The 20,183-nt window shown below is 74.6% G+C and carries 18 protein-coding genes; 5 read left to right on the top strand and 13 right to left on the bottom strand.

The window, feature by feature from the left end; genetic code table 11:
* Window positions 1-113: 113 nt before the first annotated feature.
* The 5 genes from K7854_RS01890 to K7854_RS01870 form a co-directional block, all read right to left on the bottom strand.
* Window positions 114-965, bottom strand: a complete 852-nt coding sequence (locus K7854_RS01890; RefSeq protein ID WP_226024556.1) for an ECF transporter S component — start codon at window positions 963-965, stop codon at window positions 114-116.
* The gene (locus K7854_RS01885; protein ID WP_226024555.1) at window positions 962-2,653 is read right to left on the bottom strand and encodes an ABC transporter ATP-binding protein; all 1,692 of its coding nucleotides are present in this window, start codon (window positions 2,651-2,653) and stop codon (window positions 962-964) included. Before K7854_RS01885 ends, K7854_RS01890 begins: the two co-directional genes overlap by 4 nt.
* Window positions 2,650-3,798, bottom strand: coding sequence for an energy-coupling factor transporter transmembrane component T (locus tag K7854_RS01880; RefSeq protein ID WP_372480981.1), 1,149 nt, complete (start codon window positions 3,796-3,798; stop codon window positions 2,650-2,652). The genes K7854_RS01885 and K7854_RS01880 overlap by 4 nt, the downstream gene beginning before the upstream one ends.
* Before the next feature lie 91 nt (window positions 3,799-3,889).
* A complete protein-coding gene (locus tag K7854_RS01875) occupies window positions 3,890-4,558 on the bottom strand; it encodes an SCO2322 family protein (protein WP_226024554.1) in 669 nt (222 codons plus the stop codon).
* Window positions 4,555-5,808, bottom strand: a complete 1,254-nt coding sequence (locus tag K7854_RS01870; RefSeq protein ID WP_226024553.1) for an SCO2321 family membrane protein — start codon at window positions 5,806-5,808, stop codon at window positions 4,555-4,557. Before K7854_RS01870 ends, K7854_RS01875 begins: the two co-directional genes overlap by 4 nt.
* Before the next feature lie 318 nt (window positions 5,809-6,126).
* Between K7854_RS01870 and K7854_RS01865 the strand changes: the two genes are divergently transcribed.
* The gene (locus K7854_RS01865) at window positions 6,127-6,798 is read left to right on the top strand and encodes a phosphotransferase (protein WP_226024552.1); all 672 of its coding nucleotides are present in this window, start codon (window positions 6,127-6,129) and stop codon (window positions 6,796-6,798) included.
* A gap of 12 nt (window positions 6,799-6,810) precedes the next feature.
* Here the strand turns inward: K7854_RS01865 and K7854_RS01860 are convergent, their stop codons facing one another.
* Complete coding sequence (locus K7854_RS01860; protein WP_372480980.1) at window positions 6,811-7,464, bottom strand: TetR family transcriptional regulator; 654 nt, start codon at window positions 7,462-7,464, stop codon at window positions 6,811-6,813.
* A gap of 163 nt (window positions 7,465-7,627) precedes the next feature.
* Between K7854_RS01860 and K7854_RS01855 the strand changes: the two genes are divergently transcribed.
* Genes K7854_RS01855 through K7854_RS01845 form a run of 3 tightly spaced genes read left to right on the top strand, consistent with a single transcriptional unit; the run spans window position 7,628 to window position 10,871 of the window.
* The gene (locus K7854_RS01855; protein WP_226024551.1) at window positions 7,628-9,049 is read left to right on the top strand and encodes a glycosyltransferase family 4 protein; all 1,422 of its coding nucleotides are present in this window, start codon (window positions 7,628-7,630) and stop codon (window positions 9,047-9,049) included.
* Complete coding sequence (locus tag K7854_RS01850; protein ID WP_226024550.1) at window positions 9,043-9,777, top strand: class I SAM-dependent methyltransferase; 735 nt, start codon at window positions 9,043-9,045, stop codon at window positions 9,775-9,777. The genes K7854_RS01855 and K7854_RS01850 overlap by 7 nt, the downstream gene beginning before the upstream one ends.
* Entirely contained in the window at window positions 9,774-10,871 is a 1,098-nt protein-coding gene (locus K7854_RS01845; RefSeq protein ID WP_226024549.1) for a prenyltransferase/squalene oxidase repeat-containing protein, read from the top strand. Before K7854_RS01850 ends, K7854_RS01845 begins: the two co-directional genes overlap by 4 nt.
* Window positions 10,872-10,901: 30 nt before the next feature.
* Here K7854_RS01845 and K7854_RS01840 read toward each other — a convergent pair whose 3' ends face one another.
* The 5 genes from K7854_RS01840 to K7854_RS01820 all read right to left on the bottom strand — a co-directional run bounded on the left by K7854_RS01840 (window position 10,902) and on the right by K7854_RS01820 (window position 15,867).
* The gene (locus K7854_RS01840; protein WP_226024548.1) at window positions 10,902-11,195 is read right to left on the bottom strand and encodes a hypothetical protein; all 294 of its coding nucleotides are present in this window, start codon (window positions 11,193-11,195) and stop codon (window positions 10,902-10,904) included.
* Window positions 11,196-11,317: 122 nt separating this feature from the next.
* Window positions 11,318-12,181, bottom strand: coding sequence for a DUF5336 domain-containing protein (locus tag K7854_RS01835; protein ID WP_226024547.1), 864 nt, complete (start codon window positions 12,179-12,181; stop codon window positions 11,318-11,320).
* 158 nt (window positions 12,182-12,339) lie between these two features.
* Window positions 12,340-13,323: an N-acetylmuramoyl-L-alanine amidase gene (locus K7854_RS01830; RefSeq protein ID WP_226024546.1), complete on the bottom strand. Its 984-nt coding sequence runs from the start codon at window positions 13,321-13,323 to the stop codon at window positions 12,340-12,342.
* A gap of 22 nt (window positions 13,324-13,345) precedes the next feature.
* Window positions 13,346-14,014, bottom strand: a complete 669-nt coding sequence (locus K7854_RS01825) for a class I SAM-dependent methyltransferase (protein WP_226024545.1) — start codon at window positions 14,012-14,014, stop codon at window positions 13,346-13,348.
* Window positions 14,015-14,109: 95 nt separating this feature from the next.
* Window positions 14,110-15,867 (bottom strand): MFS transporter, encoded by a 1,758-nt coding sequence (locus K7854_RS01820; protein ID WP_226024544.1) that lies wholly within the window; start codon window positions 15,865-15,867, stop codon window positions 14,110-14,112.
* A gap of 305 nt (window positions 15,868-16,172) precedes the next feature.
* On the opposite strand from K7854_RS01820, the gene K7854_RS01815 reads away from it, so the two are divergent.
* Window positions 16,173-17,627: an MFS transporter gene (locus tag K7854_RS01815; protein WP_226024543.1), complete on the top strand. Its 1,455-nt coding sequence runs from the start codon at window positions 16,173-16,175 to the stop codon at window positions 17,625-17,627.
* A gap of 532 nt (window positions 17,628-18,159) precedes the next feature.
* Here K7854_RS01815 and K7854_RS01810 read toward each other — a convergent pair.
* Both K7854_RS01810 and K7854_RS01805 read right to left on the bottom strand, forming a co-directional pair.
* Window positions 18,160-18,792, bottom strand: coding sequence for a response regulator transcription factor (locus K7854_RS01810; RefSeq protein ID WP_226024542.1), 633 nt, complete (start codon window positions 18,790-18,792; stop codon window positions 18,160-18,162).
* Between the two features lie 146 nt (window positions 18,793-18,938).
* Complete coding sequence (locus K7854_RS01805) at window positions 18,939-20,153, bottom strand: sensor histidine kinase (RefSeq protein WP_226024641.1); 1,215 nt, start codon at window positions 20,151-20,153, stop codon at window positions 18,939-18,941.
* Window positions 20,154-20,183 lie beyond the last annotated feature (30 nt).

Below are 20,183 nucleotides of genomic sequence, written 5' to 3'. Positions count from 1 at the left end.
TCCCTTTTGCTAAGGAGGGTCGTAGCGCCGGTGGCCGGTGCCGCGCCGGGGCGCCGTGCGGCCCGGCCGGCGAGCGGTCCCCGGCTACGAGGCCGCTTCGTAGGTGAGGCGGCTCACGTGGGGCGGCTCACCTCGTCGGCCTGCTCGAACGTGACCGGCGCCTCGAAGGCCGCCCTGCGGGTCGCGCGGCGCAGGGCCCGCAGGAGCGGGGTGCCGAGGGAGAGGGTCAGCACGACCGTCATGGCGGCGCGGCCGCCGTCCCAGCCCAGTGACGTGGCCAGGCAGTAGGCCAGGAAGCGGGCCAGGTTGTCGGGGACCGAGGCGTCCGGGTCGAAGGCGATGTTCGAGGCGAGCGTGTTCATGAAGGTCCAGCCCGCGAGGTTCATCACCGTGCCGTAGGCGAAGGCCGCCAGGAAGCCGTACGCCGCCAGCATCAGCAGCTCCGCGCGGCCGCGCAGCCGGTCGGGGCCCGGCAGCAGGCCCGCGCCCATCGTGAACCAGCCCATCGCCAGCATCTGGAACGGCATCCACGGCCCCACCCCGCCCGTCAGCAGCGCGGACGCGAACATGGTGATCGAGCCCAGCACGAAGCCGAAGCCGGGGCCGAGGACCCGGCCGCTGAGCACCATGAGGAAGAACATCGGCTCCAGGCCGGCCGTCCCCGCGCCGATGGGACGCAGGGCCGCGCCCGCCGCCGCCAGGACGCCGAGCATCGCCACGGCCTTCGGGCCGAGACCCGACTCCGAGATCGTCGCCGCCACCACCGCCACCAGCAGCACCAGCACGCCCGCGAACAGCCACGGCGCGTCCTGCGCGTGCGCGTTCAGCGAGGCGTCCGGCGGGGCCAGGAACGGCCACCCGAAGCCCGCCACGCCCACCGCGCTGACCAGCACCAGGGCGGCGACCGAACGGGGGCCGAGGCGTACGGCGCGCGCCTGGCGCTGCGGAGCGGAGCCGCCGGTCATGCCAGCGCCTCCCGCACCTGGGCCACGGTCAGCCACTTGCGCGGCGCCAGCACCTTCGCCACCTGCGGGGCGTAGGACGGGGAGGCCACCACCACGTCCGCGGCCGGGCCGTCGGCGATCACCTCGCCCTCGGCGAGCAGGACCACCCGGTGGGCCAGCTCGGCGGCCAGTTCCACGTCGTGCGTGGCCAGCACGATCGCGTGACCCTCGGCCGCCAGGGCGCGCAGGATGCCGGCCAGCCGGGCCTTCGCCGCGTAGTCCAGGCCGCGCGTCGGCTCGTCCAGGAGGAGGAGGGGCGGACGGGCGGTCAGGACGACGGACAGCGCGAGGGTGAGGCGCTGACCCTCCGACAGGTCACGGGGGTGCGTGTCGTCCGCCACGCCGGGGAGCAGTTCGGAGAGCAGGGAACGGCAGGTGCCGGGCGCCGCATCCGCGTCCCGGTCGGCGGCCGCGCACTCGGCGGCGACCGTGTCGGCGTACAGCAGGTCCCGGGGCTCCTGCGGAACCAGGCCGACCCGCCGTACGAGGTCCCGGGGGGCCGTGCGGTGCGGTACGGCGTCCCCGGCCCGCACCGAACCCGCCGACGGTGCGACGAGGCCCACGAGTGCCGAGAGCAGCGTCGACTTCCCGGCGCCGTTGCGGCCCATCAGGGCGACCGTCTCGCCGGGGACGACCGTCAGGTCGACGTGGCGCAGGGCCTGCACGCGGTCGCGGCGCACGGCGAGGGACGAGACCTCGGCGGCGTACGGGGCAGGGGAGGAGGTGGCCTGCTGGGCCTTCCCGCGGCGGCGCCACCGGGCGGGGGCGGGCCGGGGGGCGGGGGGTGCCGGGAGCGGTGCGGACGGCGGCGGGGTGCGGTCCGGGATCTGCCGGTCGGCCAGGCCGTCCCGCAGCCCGGACGCCCGGCGGCGGGCGTCCCGGATCGTCAGCGGCAGCGGCGACCAGCCCGCCAGCCTGCCCAGCTCCACCACCGGCGGGTACACCGGGGAGACGGCCATCACGTCCGCCGGGGCGCCGATGAGCGGTGCCTCGCCGGGGGCCGGGAGCAGGACGACCTGGTCGGCGTACTGGATGACCCGCTCCAGGCGGTGCTCGGCCAGCAGGACCGTCGTACCGAGGTCGTGGACCAGGCGCTGGAGGACGGCCAGCACCTCCTCGGCGGCGGCGGGGTCCAGGGCGGAGGTGGGCTCGTCCAGGACCAGGACGTCGGGGTGCGGGGTGAGGACCGAGCCGATGGCGACCCGCTGCTGCTGGCCGCCGGAGAGCGTGGCGATCGGGCGGGAGCGCAGGTCGGACAGGCCCAGCAGGTCCAGGGTCTCCTCGACGCGGCGGCGCATCACGTCCGGGGCGAGGCCCAACGACTCCATGCCGTAGGCCAGTTCGTCCTCGACGGTGTCGGTCACGAAGTGCGACAGCGGGTCCTGGCCGACCGTGCCCACCACGTCGGCGAGTTCGCGCGGCTTGTGGGTGCGGGTGTCGCGGCCGGCCACGGTGACCCGGCCGCTCAGCGTGCCGCCGGTGAAGTGCGGGACGAGGCCGCCGACCGCGCCGAGGACGGTGGACTTGCCGACGCCGGAGGGACCGGCGAGCAGCACGAGTTCGCCCTCGGGGACCTCGAAGTCGATGCCCCGGACGGTGGGTTCGGTCGCGCCGTCGTAGGTGACCGACACGTCCTCGAAGCGGATCACGACGGCTCCTTGGCGGATACGGGCTCGGGTGCGGGGGTGATGAACGCCGGGAGCAGCCCGACGAGTACGGCCGCCGCCGGCCACAGCGGGAGGGCCGGGGCGACCAGCGGGACCACCCCCGGGTGCAGTGCGGCCGGGTCGCGGGCGGCGGCCAGGAACAGGAGCGCCGCCACCGCCGCGCCTGACGCGGTGACCAGCCAGGCGCGGGCGTCCCAGCGGTCGGGGCGGTAGCGGGTGCGGACCGTGCGCCGGCCGCCGAGCCACAGGCCGCCGACGGCGGCGGCGACGCCGGCCAGCAGCACGGGGATGCCGTACGTGCCGCCCGCCGCGGTCAGCAGGCCGTACGTCCCGGCGCAGATGCCGAGCAGGCCGCCGAGGGTGAGGGCGGCGGTGGTACGGCGGACGGGGGCCGGGACCCGGGCGGTACGGCCGTAGCCGCGGGCGTCCATCGCGGCGGCGAGGGCGACGGAGCGTTCCAGGGCGCCCTCCAGGACGGGGAGCCCCACCTGGAGCAGGCCCCGGACGCCGCGGTCGGGGCGGCCGCGCAGGCGGCGGGCGGCGCGCAGGCGCTGGACGTCGGCGATGAGGTTCGGCGCGAAGGTGAGGGCGACGACGACGGCGACGCCCATCTCGTAGAGGGCGCCGGGGAGGGACTTGAGGAGGCGGGAGGGGTTGGCGAGGGCGTTGGCGGCGCCGACGCAGATGAGGAGGGTGGCCAGCTTCATCGCGTCGTACAGCGCGAAGGTGAGGCCCTCCGCGGTGACCCGGCCGCCGAGGCGGATGCCCTGCGCCCAGTCGGGGAGGGGGACTTCGGGGAGGGTGAGGAGGGTGTGGGTGCCGGGGATGGGGGAGCCCAGGACGGTGGTGAACAGCAGGCGGATGAGGAGGACGGCGAGGGCGAGTTTGACGAAGGCGCCGTAGGAGCGGGACCAGGGGGTGTGCGGGCGGCGGGTGATGACGACGTAGGCGGAGACCGTGACGAGGAGGGCGAGGAGGAGGGGGTTGGTGGTGCGGGTGGCGGCGGTGCCCAGGGCTAGCGCCCAGAGCCACCAGGCGCCGGGGTGCAGGGCGGTTGCCCGGTGCCGGTGGGTGGCGGCGGGGGTGGGGGCGCTTGCCCGCGCTGACAGGGTGCCGCCTGCGCCCACCCGTGCCGCCCCAGCGGCACGACTGCCCGCAGGCTGGGCGGCCTGACTGCCCGCAGGTTGGGCGGCCTGACTGCCCGCAGGTTGGGCGGCTTCAGCGGGGTGCATTTCTGCGCCGCCTTGCTTGCCAGGTTGCCGCGGCGGCCAGGGCTGCCACCACCGCTATGCCCGCGTAGAGGCCGACCGACGGGCCGTCCCCGTCCTCCCCGTCCCCCTTGGCCGCCGCGGTCTCCGGGGCTGCCGTGGTCGTCCGGTTCTCCTTCTGCGACACCTGCTCCCCGCAGCCCGACTTCGGGTAGCCCGCGATCGCGCACAGCAGGGCGTTGGTGTCGTAGCGCAGGGGTCCGGCGACGGCGGCCAGGGCGTCGGCCGTCGTCGCCTCGGGGGAGACCCGGGCGCAGGCCGTGCGCGGGGCGGGCGGGGTCTCGCCGGACGGGGCGTCGGACGCCGTGCCGAAGTCCAGGACCAGCGCCACCCGCTTGCTGCCGTCCTCGGCCGGGGTCTTTGCGCAGATCGTCGCGAAGTCCGCGGTGCCGCGCGGCTGGGCCGCGTCGCCCGAGTCCTCGCTCACCGCGAAGCGGAAGCCCTGCACATCGCCGTCGGAGGGGCGGACCAGGGATGGGCCCTGGGTGGCGTAGACCCATGTCCCGCCGTCGCGGTCCCAGAAGGACCAGTAGCGGTACCCGGCGGCCTGCGCCTGACCCGCGTTCGCGACCAGCAGGAACGCGGCCAGGAGGAGAAGAGCGAGGCGGCGGGGCGTCACGGCTGCTGCTTCTTGTTGCGGCCGCTGAGCAGGAAGCCGATGCCGATGCCGAAGACCAGGCAGACGCCGACGAACCACCAGACGCCGAAGCCGGATTCGTCGTCCTTCTCCTCCGCCGGGTCCGCGTCGCTCGCGGTGGCCGTGTCCTTCGCCGCCGCACCCTGCGGGGCCGGTCCGGTCGCGTTCAGCTTCGCCACCAGGTCCGTGCCACCGAAGTCGCGCGGGTCGGTGCCCGTGGCGTGGGCGGCGAAGATCAGCTGGGCGTAGGCGGCCGGGCCGCTCTCCGCGGCCCACTTCGCGGCGTTCTTCTCCAGCCAGGCCAGCGGCTCGGCCGCCCGGTCCGCCCCGCCCTGCGCGGCGAGGGCGACCACCGCGTCGGCCGTGTTGCCGTAGTCGGGCTGGTCGGCGGAGCCGCCGAGGGCGGAGACGAGGTGGCCGTCCTTGGCGAGCGTGGCGGTGAGATACGCGGCGGCGTTGGCGGCGGCGCCCTCCCGGGTGGGCTTGTCCGAGTCGGTGCACGAGGCGGCGTCGGCCTTGTCGCCGGCCTCGGTGACCAGGCCCTTGCCGAGCGCGCCGAGGACACCGGCGGCGGTCGCGTCCGCGTTGGGGAGCAGCTTGCCGTCCTTGTCGGGCTGGAAGGCGAAGGCGCCCGCGCCCTTGTCCTTCGCGCAGGGCAGGGCGAAGGTCAGCAGCGCGTCGTACGGGGACTTGCCGTCCTTGACCACCTTCCCGGGGTCCGTCTCCGTGGCGGTCAGGGCGCCGATGACGACGGAGGTGGAGTTGACGTCGCTGGGGGTGCCGGGGCTGTAGCCCCAGCCGCCGTCCTCGTTCTGCACGGACTTCAGCCAGCCGAGGGCGTCCTCGACGACGTCGCCGTGTCCGCCGACGGCCCACAGGGCCTGGACGGCGGCGGCCGTGTTGTTGGTGTCGACCGGGGTCTTGGCGTCGCAGGCCGCCGCCGGGTCGGCGCGGAAGGGGGCGAAGGCGCCGTTCGCGCACTGCTGGTCCGTGAGCCACTTCACGGCCGTCGAGGACGGGACCACGCCCGCCGTGTCCTGCGCGAGCAGCGCGAGGGACTGGCGCCACACGCCGTCGTACTGGGGGTCGGTGGTCCCGTAGAGCCCGGCGGGTGCGGACGGGGACGCGGAGGCGGACGGCGACGGATCGGCGGCGACTGCGGGCGCGGTGGCGGCGCCGATCACGGCTATGGCGGCCAGAGCCGCGGCGCTGCTGCGACGGCGGACGTTCATGAGCGGCGGGTGCCTTTCCCTGTGCGGGCCCGGCAGCACGGGGCACCCCCGGCGGCTCGGCCCCGTATGCCTCGACGGTGCCCGTGCACCGGCGGGCGCCGGGCACGTGAGCCGGTCACATCCGTGCGGGGCAGTCCGGCTCACCGTCCCGGAGCCCCAAGGGACCCGGCGGGCGGCTCACGGTTGCGGGTCAGCGCCGGAATTGCACCGGCTTCCCCCCGTACGGGTGATGACGACGCCGCCACTTTACCCGCCCGGTGGTCCGGGCAGCGGGGGCGGCCGGGACGGGAGCACCCGCCGGGGGATACGTTCCCGGGCATGCGGACGGGGAGACTGATCGGGGCGGGGCGCTCGGCCGACGTGTACGAGGCGGACGCGGGGTGGGTGCTGCGGCGCGACCGGGAGGGCGTCGGGGACGCGGCGGCCGAGGGCGCGGTGATGGAACACGTGCGGGCGCACGGCTACCCGGTGCCACGGGTGTGGCCCGGCACGACGCCGTCGCCGCGTACCGACCTGGTGATGGAGCGGCTGACCGGGCCGACGATGCTGCGGGCCTGGCTGGACGGGGCGTTGACGCCCGGGGAGGCGGGCGCCATGCTCGCCGGGCTGCTGCGGGGGTTGCACCGGGTGCCCGCGCACCGCTCCACGGATCCGGGCGCGCGCGTCCTCCACCTCGACCTGCACCCGGACAACGTGATCCTCACGGCGGACGGGCCCCGGGTGATCGACTGGTCCAACGCCGAGGAGGGCGACCCGGGGCTGGACTGGGGCATGACCGCGGTGATCCTCGCCCAGGTGGCGGCCGCCGGCGGACCGCTGGCCGGGCCCGTCGCGGGCGCCCTGGCCGCGCTGCTCGCCGACCCCTGCGCACTCACGCCGGACGGCCTCGCCGAGGCGCTGCGGCGACGGGCGGCCAACCCGACCATGAGCCGGGACGAGGTGGAGCTGCTGCCCGCCGCGGCGGCGCTGGTCCGCTCCCACCTGGGGTGAACGGCGGGGCGCTCAGGGGCGCTTCGCGGCCTCTGCGGTACCGGCCTCCGTCAGGTCGATCAGCCGGCACACCGTCTCGATGTCCACCCGCACCTGGCCGAGGGAGGTGCGCCCCGCGAGCCAGGTGATCAGGGTCGAGAGCCAGGTGTGCTCGACGACCCGGACCGCCGACAGCTGCTCGGGCGTCGGGTTCTCCAGGCCGCCCATCGCGTCCAGGATGATCGCCGTGGTCTGCCGCGAGACCTGGTCGACCTCCGGGGAGACACTGCGGTCGGCGAAGGTCAGGGCCCGGGCCATCGCCTCGGCCAGCCGTGGCTCGCGCTGCAGGGCGCCGAAGGCCCGCATCAGGGTCTGCGCCACCCGGTCCGCGGCCGTCTCGCCCGTGGGCGGACTCTTGCGCAGGGTGCCGTGCAGCCGCTCCAGCTGGTCGTGCATCGTGGCGACCAGCAAGTGGACCTTGGAGGGGAAGTAGCGGTACAGGGTGCCCAGGGCGACCTGCGAGGACTCGGCGACCTCCCGCATCTGCACCGCCTCGAAGCCGCCCCGGCAGGCCAGCTGGGCCGTGGCGTGCAGGATGCGGCGGCGGCGCTCCCGCTGCCGCTCGGTGAGGGGCGGGGCGGCGGAGCGGTGCGCCGGACCGGACGCCTCCGCTGCCGGACGGTCCACCTTGGTCACCTTCTCCCCCGTGGCGCGAATCACCTGATCCACTCGTCACAGCCCGGCTACCTGCCGGTAGATTCGAAGCCGCTGACGATCAAGTCTGAAACTTGTTCTAGATTAACCTCCCGACGTAGTGTCGCGGGACAGCGCAGTGAGGAGGGGGCCCAGAGTGACCGCCGAGGCCAGTCAGACGGGTCCGCGTCCGGAGCCCGCAGCCGACGGTCTGCCGCCGCTGCGCATCGCACTCCTCACCTACAAGGGGAACCCGTTCTGCGGCGGCCAGGGCGTCTACGTCCGCCACCTCTCCCGCGAACTGGCCCGCCTCGGCCACCGCGTCGAGGTCATCGGCGCCCAGCCCTACCCCGTCCTGGACGACGGCCCCCTCGTCGGCGACCGGCTCCTGCTCACCGAGTTGCCCAGCCTCGACCTCTACCGCCAGCCCGACCCCTTCCGCACCCCGAAACGCGGCGAGTACCGCGACTGGGTCGACGCGCTGGAGGTCGGCACCATGTGGACCGGCGGCTTCCCGGAACCCCTGACGTTCTCGCTGCGCGCCCGGCGCCATCTGCGCGCCCGCCGCGGGGACTTCGACGTCGTCCACGACAACCAGACCCTCGGCTACGGGCTGCTGGGCGACGTGGGCGCGCCCCTGGTCACCACCATCCACCACCCCATCACCGTCGACCGGCAGCTGGAGCTGGACGCGGCCGACAGTCGCAAGCGCCGCTACTCGGTGCGCCGTTGGTACGCCTTCACCCGGATGCAGAAGCGCGTCGCGCGCCGCCTGCCCTCCGTGCTCACCGTCTCCGGCACCTCCCGCCAGGAGATCGTCGACCACCTCGGCGTACGGGAGAGCCGCATCCACGTCGTCCACATCGGCGCCGACACCGAGCTGTTCTCGCCCGACCCGTCGGTGCCCCGGGTGCCGGGCCGGATCGTGACCACGTCCAGCGCGGACGTGCCGCTCAAGGGCCTGGTCTTCCTCGTCGAGGCGCTGGCCAAGGCGCGCACCGAGCACCCCCGGGCCCACCTCGTCGTCGTCGGCAAGCGGCCCGCTGAGGGGCCCGTCGCCCAGGCGATCGAGCGGTACGGCCTCGAAGGCGCCGTCGAGTTCGTCAAGGGCATCTCCGACGCCGAACTGGTGAACCTGGTGCGGTCGGCGGAGGTCGCCTGCGTACCGTCGCTGTACGAGGGCTTCTCACTGCCCGCCGCCGAGGCCATGGCGGCCGGCACCGCGCTGCTCGCCACCACCGGCGGAGCGGTCCCCGAGGTCGCCGGACCCGACGGGGAGACCTGCCTCGCGGTGCCGCCGGGCGACGCGGACGCGCTGGCCGCGGGACTGAACCGGCTGCTCGGCGACCGCGAACTGCGCGCGCGGCTCGGCGCGGCCGGACGCGAACGGGTGCTGAAGCACTTCACCTGGGCGCGCGCCGCCGAGGGCACCGTCGCCCGCTACCGCGAGGCCATCGACCGGCGCACCCCGGCCACGACCGCCACCGCGACCGGCACCACGACCACCCCGAGGATCGTGCCCGCGACCCCCACCCCCAGTGACACCGGCGTCTACCCCGAAAGCAGGGCCTCGTGCTGACCGTCGACTTCTCCCGGTTCCCGCTCGCCCCGGGCGACCGCGTCCTGGACCTCGGCTGCGGCGCCGGCCGGCACGCGTTCGAGTGCTACCGGCGCGGAGCGCGGGTGGTCGCCCTGGACCGGAACGCCGAGGAGATCCGCGAGGTCGCCAAGTGGTTCGCGGCGATGGAGGAGGCCGGCGAGGCCCCGGCCGGTGCCACCGCCACCGCCATGGAGGGCGACGCGCTGGCCCTGCCCTTCCCGGACGAGTCCTTCGACGTCGTCATCATCTCCGAGGTGATGGAGCACATCCACGACGACAAGGGCGTCCTCGCCGAGATGGTCCGCGTCCTCAGGCCCGGCGGCCGCATCGCGGTCACCGTGCCGCGCTACGGCCCCGAGAAGGTCTGCTGGACCCTCTCCGACGCCTACCACGAGGTCGAGGGCGGCCACATCCGCATCTACAAGGCCGACCAGCTCCTCACCCGCATCCGCGAGGCCGGCCTCAAGCCGTACGGCACCCACCACGCGCACGCGCTGCACTCGCCGTACTGGTGGCTGAAGTGCGCCTTCGGCGTCGACAACGACAAGGCGCTGCCGGTGCGGGCGTACCACAAGCTGCTGGTGTGGGACATCATGAAGAAGCCGCTGGCGACCCGGGTCGCCGAGCAGGCGCTGAACCCGCTGATCGGCAAGAGCTTCGTGGCCTACGCGACCAAGCCGCACCTGCCGCCGGTGGACGCCGCGTGACCTCGCCCCGCACCCCGGGCACACCCCGCCCCCCGCGCACCGAACACCTCGTCCTGCCCGGCGTCCTCACCGCCGACGAGGCCGCCGCGACCGTCCGGGGCATCCTCGCCGTCCAGCGCGAGGACGGCGCGATCCCGTGGTTCCGCGGCCACCACCTCGACCCGTGGGACCACGTCGAGGCCGCGATGGCGCTGGACACGGCCGACGAGCACGAGGCGGCCGAGCGGGCGTACGCCTGGCTGGCCCGGCACCAGAACCCGGACGGCTCCTGGTACGCCGCCTACGCCGACGGGGACTTCGCCGACGTCACCGACCGCGGCCGGGAGACCAACTTCGTCGCCTACGTCGCCGTCGGCGTCTGGCACCACTACCTCGCCACCGGCGACGACACCTTCCTGGAGCGGATGTGGCCCGTCGTCCACGCCGCGGTCGAGTTCGTGCTGCGCCTGCAGCAGCCCGGCGGACAGATCGGCTGGCGCCAGGACGACGACGGCACCGGCACCACCGACGCACTGCTGACCGGCAGCTCCTCGATCCACCACGCCCTGCGCTGCGCCCTCGCCGTCGCCGAGCAGCGCGAAGAGCCGCAGCCCGACTGGGAGTTGGCGGCGGGCGCGCTGCGGCACGCCATCCGCCGCCACCCGGAGCGGTTCCTGGACAAGGGCCGCTACTCGATGGACTGGTACTACCCGGTCCTCGGCGGCGCGCTGACCGGCACGGAGGCCAGGAGCCGCCTCCAGGAGAGCTGGGACCGCTTCGTGGTCCCGGGCCTCGGCGTGCGCTGCGTCCACCCCAACCCGTGGGTGACCGGCGGCGAGTCGGCCGAACTCGCGCTCGCCCTGTGGGCGGTGGGCGAGTCCGACCACGCCCTGGCCGTCCTCCAGTCCATCCAGCACCTGCGGGACGCCGACAGCGGCCTGTACTGGACGGGGTACGTCTTCGAGGACGACGCGGTCTGGCCCCGCGAACTGACCACCTGGACGGCCGGTTCGCTGCTGCTCGCCGTCGCCGCGCTCGGCGGCCACGAGGCCACCTGCCAGGTCTTCGCGGGCGACCGGCTGCCGAGGGGACTGGACCCGGACTGCTGCGTCTGAACGCCGGGGCCCGCGCGCCCGGCCGCCCGGTCAGTGCCGGTGCAGGCGGTTGGCGATCGCGTGGCCGACGAACAGGTAGACGACCGCGGCCAGTCCGTAGCCGGCCACGACCCGGGCCCACGCCTCGTCGAACGTGAAGAGGTCGTGCGACCAGCCGGCCAGCCAGCGGGCCGCGTCATGGACGAACCCCACCAGGTCGTTGGCCCGGTTGGCGTCCAACAGGTACATCAGGATCCACAGTCCGAGGATGAAGGCCATGATGTCCGCGATCACCGCGACGGCCGTTCCGGCGGAGTTGGACCCACTGCGCGTTCGAGGGGACATGCCTTCCGTCTGGCCCCGGACGTGTGTTTGAAACCTACGGAACCCACGGAAACCCTACGGCCCCCCGCCCGGAACTACCGGTGGGCGAGGGGCCGTTGAGGTGAACGGGCGGGCGGGGCGGATCAGCCGCGCTGGATGCCCGAGGTGTCCTGCAGCACGCCGCGGCGGCCGTCCTGGGTCTGCGCGACCAGGTTGGCGCCGCGCTGCTCCACGGCCAGGTACCAGGTGCCCGGCGCCAGCTCGGCGATCGGCGTCGGGGAGCCGTCCTCCGCGAACAGCGGCCGCGGCACCGGCACGGCGAACCAGAACGGGGAGAAGTCCCCGGCCGGCTGCGCCTGCGCCTGCTGCGGGGCCTGCGGCTGACCGGGCTGCGGCTGCCCCGGCTGCGGCTGGCCACCGAAGGACGGACCGGGCTGCCCCGGCTGCCCGGGCTGTCCCGGCTGTCCGCCGTACGGCTGCTGCTGGGCGCCCGGGTAGCCGTAACCACCCTGGGGCTGGCCGCCGTAGGGCTGCGGCGCGGCCGGACGGGAGGCCGGGATCAGCGTGCCCTTGAGGGCCGGGAGCAGCGGCGTGGCCACGGCCGCGGCGGCCATGACCAGCGTGGCGATGAGCGCGAGGATCAGGCCGATCCCGGCCCCGATGTTGTCCAGGCCCCCGTCGTTGTCGAAGGCGCCCGCCGGGTCGAAAATGTTGCCGAGCGCGCACCACGCGGCGAAGACCGTGAACGCGATGCCGAACTGGCCGAGGTCGAGACCGGCCACCTTCTTGGGCTGCGGCATGGCGCGGTTCACGACGATGAGCGCGGCGCCGATGACGCCGGCCAGGACGACACCGAGCACGACCGAGCCGCTGCCCCACAGGCTGGGGATTTCGGCGCTGTCCGGCGCACCTTCGATCGAGTAGATGTCGAGGAACGACGCGATCAACAGCAACACCGCTGCTCCGATCACCACGCCGTCGCCTCGAGTGAGCGAGCGGATATTCACTTCAGGTCCTTCGTAGGTCGTCTCGTCGTCGGTAGAGGCGTCGCTGTCACGATGGCGCCGAAAGGTTCCGGTGTGAAGCGCGGGGGTGGCCCCTCATCGTACGGACGACACTATCGTTTGGACCTTGCGGCTGTCCGCAGGGATCGGGACGCCGATCACTACCCGCGCAGGAAACTCACGATTCCCTCAGACATCCCCTCCGCCGCCTTCTGCCGCCAACTGCCGCTGGTCAGCAGGGCCGCGTCCGTGCTGTCGCGCATGTTGCCGCACTCGATGAACACCTTGGGAACCGTTGACAGATTGAGACCGCCCAGGTCCGTACGCGTGACCAGACCGGTGCCGTCGCCGAGGTAGTTCGAGGGTGCGGTGCCCGTGACGCGCACGAAGCTGCCCGCGACGCGCTTGCCCAGTTCGGCGGAGGGCGCCACGATCGCGCGGGTGTCGGCGGCGCCCTCGTGCACCGGGCCCGGCATGATCACGTGGAAGCCGCGGTTGCCCGCCCCCGACCCGTCGGCGTGGATCGAGATCGCCGCGTCGGCCTTCGCCTCGTTGCCGATCCGGGCCCGCTCGTCCACGCAGGGTCCGTACGAACGGTCGCCGTCCTGCGTCAGTTTCACGGTCGCGCCCTGCTCCTCCAGCAGGTCGCGCAGCCGGTGGGCCACGTCCAGGGTGAACTTCGCCTCGGGCCAGCCCGCGTTGGTGGCCGTGCCGGTCGTGTCGCACTCCTTCCAGTGATTGCCGACGTTCACCTTGCGGTTGATCTCGGTGGCGTGCTGGAAGTTGGCGGGGTTGTGGCCCGGGTCGATGACGACGACCTTGCCCTTGAGGGCACCGGAGGCGGGGGGTCGGGAGGCGGACGGTGCCTCGGACGTGGGGGCGGTCGGGGAACCCGCGGGCCGCTTGGCGTCACCGGCCCCGGACGCCGGGCCCGGACCGTCGGAGGACGGCGCCGCCGGCGTCCGTACGGCGCCCGCGCGGTCGGCGCCGCCTCCGTCGCCGTCGTCGGGGCCGCCGACCGCCGCGTACACCCCCCACCCGAGCAGCGCCCCGGGCACGAGCGCGGCCAGCGCCACGGTCAGCGGGCGGCGCAGCGGGGAGCGGCGGGGCTGGGGAGGTTCGAAGTCCGGGCCTGTGTACGACACGTCAGCGACTCTAACCGGGCCCTCAGATCCCCGTGCCCGTTCGCCGCAGGACGCGCAGCGAGTCGGTCGCGGAGACCTCGGTGAAGGCGCCGGAGGCGAGAGCCCTGAGGTAGACGCGGTACGGGGCCTGGCCGGTGAACTCGTCGGCCGGGTCCGGGAAGACGTCGTGGATGACCAGCAGCCCGCCCTCGGCCACGTGCGGGGCCCAGCCCTCGTAGTCGGCGTTCGCGTGCTCGTCGGTGTGGCCGCCGTCGACGAAGACCAGGCCGAGCGGGGAGTTCCAGACCGCAGCGACCTGGGGGGAGCGGCCGACCAGGGCGACCACGTGCTCCTCCAGACCGGCCCGGTGCAGGGTGCGGCGGAAGGCGGGCAGGGTGTCCATCACGCCCAGCTCCGGGTCGACCGTCTGAGGGTCGTGGTACTCCCAGCCCGGCTGCTGCTCCTCGCTGCCCCGGTGGTGGTCCACGGTGAGCGCGGTGACCCCGGCCCGGCGGGCCGCGTCGGCGAGCAGGACGGTGGAACGCCCGCAGTACGTGCCGACCTCCAGCAGCGGCAGCCCCAGCGCGCCCGCCTCCGCGGCGGCGGCGTACAGCGCGCGGCCCTCGTGCCCGGGCATGAACCCCTTCGCGGCCTCGAAGGCGGCCAGGACGTCGGGGGAGGGGGAGGAGGCGGGGGCGGGGGCCGCGGTCATGGGGGCCTTTCGGTGGTGGTGCGGGGTGTGCCGGCGCCCCATGCTGCCGCACCCCCCGCCGCGCGGTGCGACAGGGGGTACGGGGGCGGGGAAGGTCAGGCCGGGACCGTCTCGCCCGGCAGGGGCAGGTCCAGGTCGACCGGGCGGTCGCCGTCGTGGGTGGCCGCGTGGGCGAGCGGGGCGTGGCCCGCGGCGCGGGCGGCCAGCACGTACGGGCCTCGGGCGGGCACGGCGAGGGCGTAGCTGCCGTCGGCGGCGGAGAGGGTCGCGCCCGCCTGCCGTCCGTGCCGGTCGATCAGGGTGACCTTGGCCCGGGCGACCGGGGCGCCGTCGGCGGCCAGCACCCGGCCCCGGAAGCCGTGCGGCGGCTGCCCGGTCCCGGCGAGCGCCTGCTCGGCGCGGGCCAGGTTCGCGTCCTCCTCGCTGCTCGCCCGCAGCTGCGAGACCGCGGAGGGGCGGCCCCGCGGCAGGAAGAGGGCCAGTACCAGGCCGACGACGACGGCGGCGGCCGCGATCAGGAAGGAGACCCGGAAGCCGTGCAGGGTGGGGACGGCGACGCCGCCGACGTCGTTCGACGTGTTGGCGAGCACCATGCCGATGACGGCGCTCGACACCGACGTACCGATGGACCGCATCAGCGTGTTGAGGCCGTTGGCGGCGCCCGTCTCCGAGGCCGGGACCGCGCTGATGATCAGCGCGGGCAGGGAGGAGTAGGCGAGGCCGATGCCCGCGCCGATCAGCACCGAGGTGACCACGGTCTGCCAGGCGGCGCTCATCAGGCCGAGGCCGCCGGCGTAGCCGACCGCGATGATCACCAGGCCGATGATGAGGGTGGTGCGGGGGCCGTAGCGGGCGGACAGGCGGGCGTAGACCGGCGCGGTGAACATCATCGTCAGGCCCAGCGGCGCCACGCACAGGCCCGCGACGACCATCGACTGGCCGAGGCCGTAGCCGGTCTCGGAGGGCAGCTGGAGGAGCTGCGGCAGGACGAGGGAGATGACGAAGAAGGAGACGCCGACCATGATCGAGGCGAGGTTGGTGAGCAGGACCTCGCGGCGGGCCGTGGTGCGCAGGTCGACCAGCGGGGCCGCGACCCGCAGCTCCATCAGGCCCCACAGGAGCAGGACCACGACGGCGGCGCCGAACAGGCCGAGCGTGGTGGGCGACGACCAGCCCCAGTCGCTGCCCTTGCTGATCGGCAGCAGGAAGAGGATCAGACCGGCCGACAGGCCGAGCGCGCCCGGCAGGTCGAAGGAGCCCTTGGCGCGCAGCGGGGACTCCGGCACCACCAGCAGGGTCAGGGCGATGGAGACGACACCGAGGCCGGCGGCGCCGTAGTAGAGGGCGTGCCAGTCGGTGTGCTGGGCGACCAGGGCCGCGGCGGGCAGCGCCAGGCCGCCGCCGACGCCGATCGAGGAACTCATCAGCGCCATCGCCGAGCCGAGCCGCTCGCGGGGCAGCATGTCGCGCATCAGGCCGATGCCGAGGGGTATCGCGCCCATCGCGAAGCCCTGCAGCGTACGGCCGACGATCATCGGGACCAGGGCGTCGGTGAGCGCGCTGAGCAGCGCGCCGACGACCATCACCGACAGGCTGGCGATCAGCATGCGGCGCTTGCCGAACAGGTCGCCGAGCCGGCCCATGATCGGCGTGGCCACGGCGCCGGACAGGAGCGTGGAGGTCAGGACCCAGCTGGCGTTGCTGGGTGAGGTGTCCAGAAGTCGGGGCAGGTCCTTGATGACCGGGACCAGCAGGGTCTGCATCACCGCGACGACGATGCCCGCGAACGCGAGCACCGGGACGGTGGCCCCGCTCGCTCGCCGCGCGGGCTCGTCGGTCGTCGTGTGGGACATGGGGTGGGGCCTCCAGGCCGGAGTTGGGGATGCGGTGCGTGATCGGGATGTGTGCAGGCTGAACCTCGTGCGCCCGGGCAACTATTCCGTTGCTTCGAGTCCCTAACGAATTCTTGACCGACTCTTGGGGTGACGACCGGGTGCGGGCGGGGCGCAGGCGGTGCACGGGCGGGGTGCGGGCGGACAGACGGGGCGCAGGCGGACAGACAGGGCGCGGGCGGGGCGCGGTAGGTCGCGGGACCTAGGCCGGTCCGGGGCCGAAATACCGATGCAAGGGGTGCACCCGGGTTGAGACCATGACACCCATGCTGGAAGCCAGCGGTACCTCCACCGCCCCCCGGATATCCCCGCGCCGCACCCCGCCGACCTGGCTGGTGGTGGCGCTCGCCTGTGCCGGCCAGTTCCTGGTCGTCCTCGACGTGTCCGTCGTCAACGTCGCCCTGCCGTCGATGCGCACCGACCTCGGACTGAGCGCCCAGGGGCTCCAGTGGGTGGTCAACGCCTACGCCATCGCCTTCGCCGGGTTCATGCTGCTCGGCGGACGGGCCGGCGACCTGTACGGGCGCAAACGGATGTTCCTGGTCGGGCTCGGGCTCTTCACGCTGGCCTCGCTGGGCGGCGGTCTCGCCCAGGAGGGCTGGCAACTGCTGGTCGCCCGCGCCCTCCAGGGCCTCGGCGCCGCCGTGCTCGCCCCCTCGACGCTGACCATCCTGACCGCGGCGGTGCCGGAGGGCGCGGCGCGGGCCCGCGCGATCGCGACCTGGACCGCCGTGGGCGCGGGCGGCGGTGCCGCGGGCGGTCTGGTGGGCGGCGTCCTGGTGGACGGGCTGTCCTGGCGCTGGGTGCTGCTGATCAACGTGCCGGTGGGCGCGGTCGTACTGGTCGGCGCGGTGCTGTGGCTGGCCGAGAGCAGGGGCGGCCCGCGGCGCCGCCTCGACCTGCCGGGCGCGCTGCTGGTGACCGGCGGTCTCGCCGTGCTCGCCTACGGCATCTCGCAGACCGAGTCCGAGGGGTGGGCGGCGACGGCGACGCTGGTGCCGCTGCTGGCCGGGGTCGCGCTGCTCGGGCTCTTCCTCCTGGTCGAGGCGCGGACGGCGGCGCCGCTGATGCCGCTCGGGCTGCTGCGGCTGCGGTCGGTGGCGTCGGCGAACGTGGCGATGCTGGTGTCCGGCTCGTCGATGTTCTCGATGTGGTTCTTCATGACCCTGTACGCGCAGAACGTGCTGGGCTACTCCCCGCTGGAGGCGGGCCTGGCCCTGGTGCCCAGCTCCCTCGCGGTGATCCTCGGCTCGAAGGCGGCCCCGCGCTTCCTGCCGGTGCTCGGGGCCCGCAACGTGGCCGTGGTCGGCACCCTCGTCGCGGCGGTCGGCTTCGGCTGGCAGTCGACGATGACCGCGGACGGCGGCTATCTGACCGCGATCATGATCCCCGGCGTGCTGATGATGCTGGGCGCGGGCATCGCGGCGACCCCGCTGGCCTCGCTGGCCATCTCCGGCGCGGCGCCCGGGGACGCCGGACTGGTCTCCGGGCTGATCAACACCTCCCGGACGATGGGCGGTTCGCTGGGACTCGCGGCGATGTCGACGATCGCGGCGAGCCGGGCCGGCGGCGAGGACGCGGGCCCGGTGGCCCTGACGGACGGCTACGCCCTGGTCTTCCGCACGGCAGCGGCCGTCCTGGTCCTCGCGGCCCTGCTGATGTGGCTCTGGCTCCCGTCGGGACGCCCGAACCCCGAGCCGACGGCCAGCAGCACGAACTGAACGCGAACCGCGGGGTGCCCTGTGTCACCGGGTACGTGGAGCGCCCCAAAGGGGCGCGGGGCGGTGTCCATGCGCGGCTCCGCCGCGGGGGCGCGAGCAGCTTGCGTCATCCCCTTTCCCTCGGGTCCGCCGGAGCGCCCCAAAGGGGCGCGGGGCGGTATCTATGCGCGGCTCCGCCGCGGGGGCGCGAGCAGCTTGCGTCATCCCCTTTCCCCGGGTTCACCGGAGCGCCCCAAAGGGGCGCGGGGCGGTATCTATGCGCGGCTCCGCCGCGGGGGCGCGAGCAGCTTGCGTCATCCCCGTTCCCCGGGTTCACCGGAGCGCCCCAAAGGGGCGCGGGGAACTGCGCGAGCAACCCCCACCGGCCCGCGGCCGACGACCCGCCCCCGGCCCGGAGCGGTTCCGGACGCCTCATATCGCCGGGCGGGTGGGTGCCCCTCAGGGGCGCGGGGAACTGCGCGAGCAACCCCCACGGGCCCGCGGCCGACGACCCGCCCCCGGCCGTCGGCCGACAACCCGCCCCCGGGCCCAGTCAGAGCCACCCCTGCCCCCGCGCCGCGCGGAGCGCCTCCGTTCGGTTGCGGGTGCCGGTCTTGCCGATGGCCGCGGAGAGGTAGTTGCGGACCGTGGACTCCGAAAGGTGCAGGACCGCGGCGATGTCGGCGACCGTCGCCCCGTCCGCCGAGGCCCGCAGGACGTCGCACTCCCGCGCGGTGAGCGGGCTGGGCCCCGCACTGAGCGCGGCGGCGGCCAGCGCCGGGTCGACGACCGTCTCCCCGGCCAGCACCCGGCGGATCGCGTCGGCCAGCTCCTCCACCGGACCGTCCTTGACCAGGAAACCGGCGGCGCCCGCCTCCATGGCCCGCCGCAGGTACCCGGGGCGGCCGAACGTGGTCAGGATCAGTACCCGGCAGCCGGGCGCCCGCTCCCGCAGCTCGGCGGCGGCGTCCAGCCCGCTCTGGCCCGGCAGTTCGATGTCGAGGAGGGCGATGTCGGGGCGGTGCGCCAGCGCGGCGGGGACGATCTCGTCACCGGCCGCCACCTGCGCGACGACCTCGATGTCCGCCTCCAGGCCGAGCAGCAGCGCGAGCGCGCCCCGCATCATGCCCTGGTCCTCGGCGAGGAGGACACGGACGGGGTGGGCGCGGGGCGTCTCGTCGGTCACGGAGCAAGGGTAGAGGGCAGGCGTACCGCGGACCGGGTCCTCAGGCGTACCGCGGACCGGGGCCCGCACCCGGCGCGGGACTACGCCGGGCCCACGCCGGGACTACGCCGGGCCCACGCCGGGCCCACGCCGGGCCCACGCCGGAACTACGCGGGGGCGCCCACCGGTTCCCCCTCCGCCCGCACCGGCAGCTCCGCCGTCACCGAGAACCCGCCCCGCGGCTCCGCCCCCGCCGTCAGCGAACCGCCCGCCGTCGCGAGGCGTTCCCTGAGCCCGGTCAGACCGGTGCCCGGCCCCTGGGCGGAGGACCCGGCACCCGTGCCGTTGTCCGTGACCGTCAGCCGCACCCGGTCCGCGCTGCCCGCGACCGCGATCTCGCACCGGCTCGCCCCGCTGTGCCGTACGACGTTGGTGACCGCCTCCCGCACCACCCAGCCCAGCAGCGCCTCCGCCTGCGGCGGCAGCGGCGGGCCGGAGCGGCGCACCACCGGGTCCACGTCCGCCGCGCTCAGCGCGGAGCGCGCCCGGTCCAGCTCGGTGCCCAGACTGCCCTCCCGGTAGCCGGTGACCGCCTCGCGGACCTCGGTCAACGCCTGGCGGCCGACCGACTCGATGTCCGTGATCTGGGTCAGCGCCGCGTCCAGGTCACGCGGCGCAAGCCGGCGGGCGGCCTCCGACTTGACCACGATCACCGACAGCGTGTGCCCCAGCAGGTCGTGCAGGTCCCGCGAGAACCGCAGCCGCTCCTCCGCCACCGCCCGGGTGGCCAGTTCCTCCCGGGCGGCGCGCAACTGCCGTACCGCGTCGGACAGGCTCAGGATCGCGGCCGTCACCATCGTCGAGAGGAAGGTGCCGTAGGCGATGTTCAGACCGTTCCAGCCGTCCTTGACGCCGGCCACGACACCCGCCACCACGGCCAGCGACCAGCCCCACCGCCCCAGCCACCGGCCGCGCAGCGCCGCCCCCGCGGCCAGGCCGAGCAGCGGGAAGAAGAGCAGCCAACTGCCCCCGTACGCCAGCGCCAGACCGCAGGTCACCAGCGCCATGGCGGCCAGCGCCAGCCGGGTGGACGGCGACTCGCGCAACTCCTTGTCGAAGGAGCGGAAGGCGACGTAGATGTAGAGCGAGTTGAAGACGAGCAGGCCCGCGCCGCCGATCCAGGGGTTGGAGCTGTCGCCCTGGAAGATGTTCGCGAGGCTGCCCAGACCCATCAGCAGCCACGGCAGCAGCGTGAAACCGGTGGGCGGCGGCCCCATCCGCTCCGACCGCTCGCCCGCCCCGGCCGGATCCGACTGCCGTGCCAGCTGCCACGCGTCCAGACGGCACGACATCCTGCGCAACCGCCCTCGGGTCCCGGTCATGGTCCCGGTCATGGGTGTCGGCTCCCTTCC

The organism is Streptomyces hyderabadensis (genome assembly GCF_020404845.1).
Classification (GTDB): Bacteria; Actinomycetota; Actinomycetes; order Streptomycetales; family Streptomycetaceae; genus Streptomyces; species Streptomyces hyderabadensis.
The sequence above is the reverse complement of the archived record's forward strand: the minus strand, read 5'-3'. Positions and strand labels throughout refer to the sequence as shown.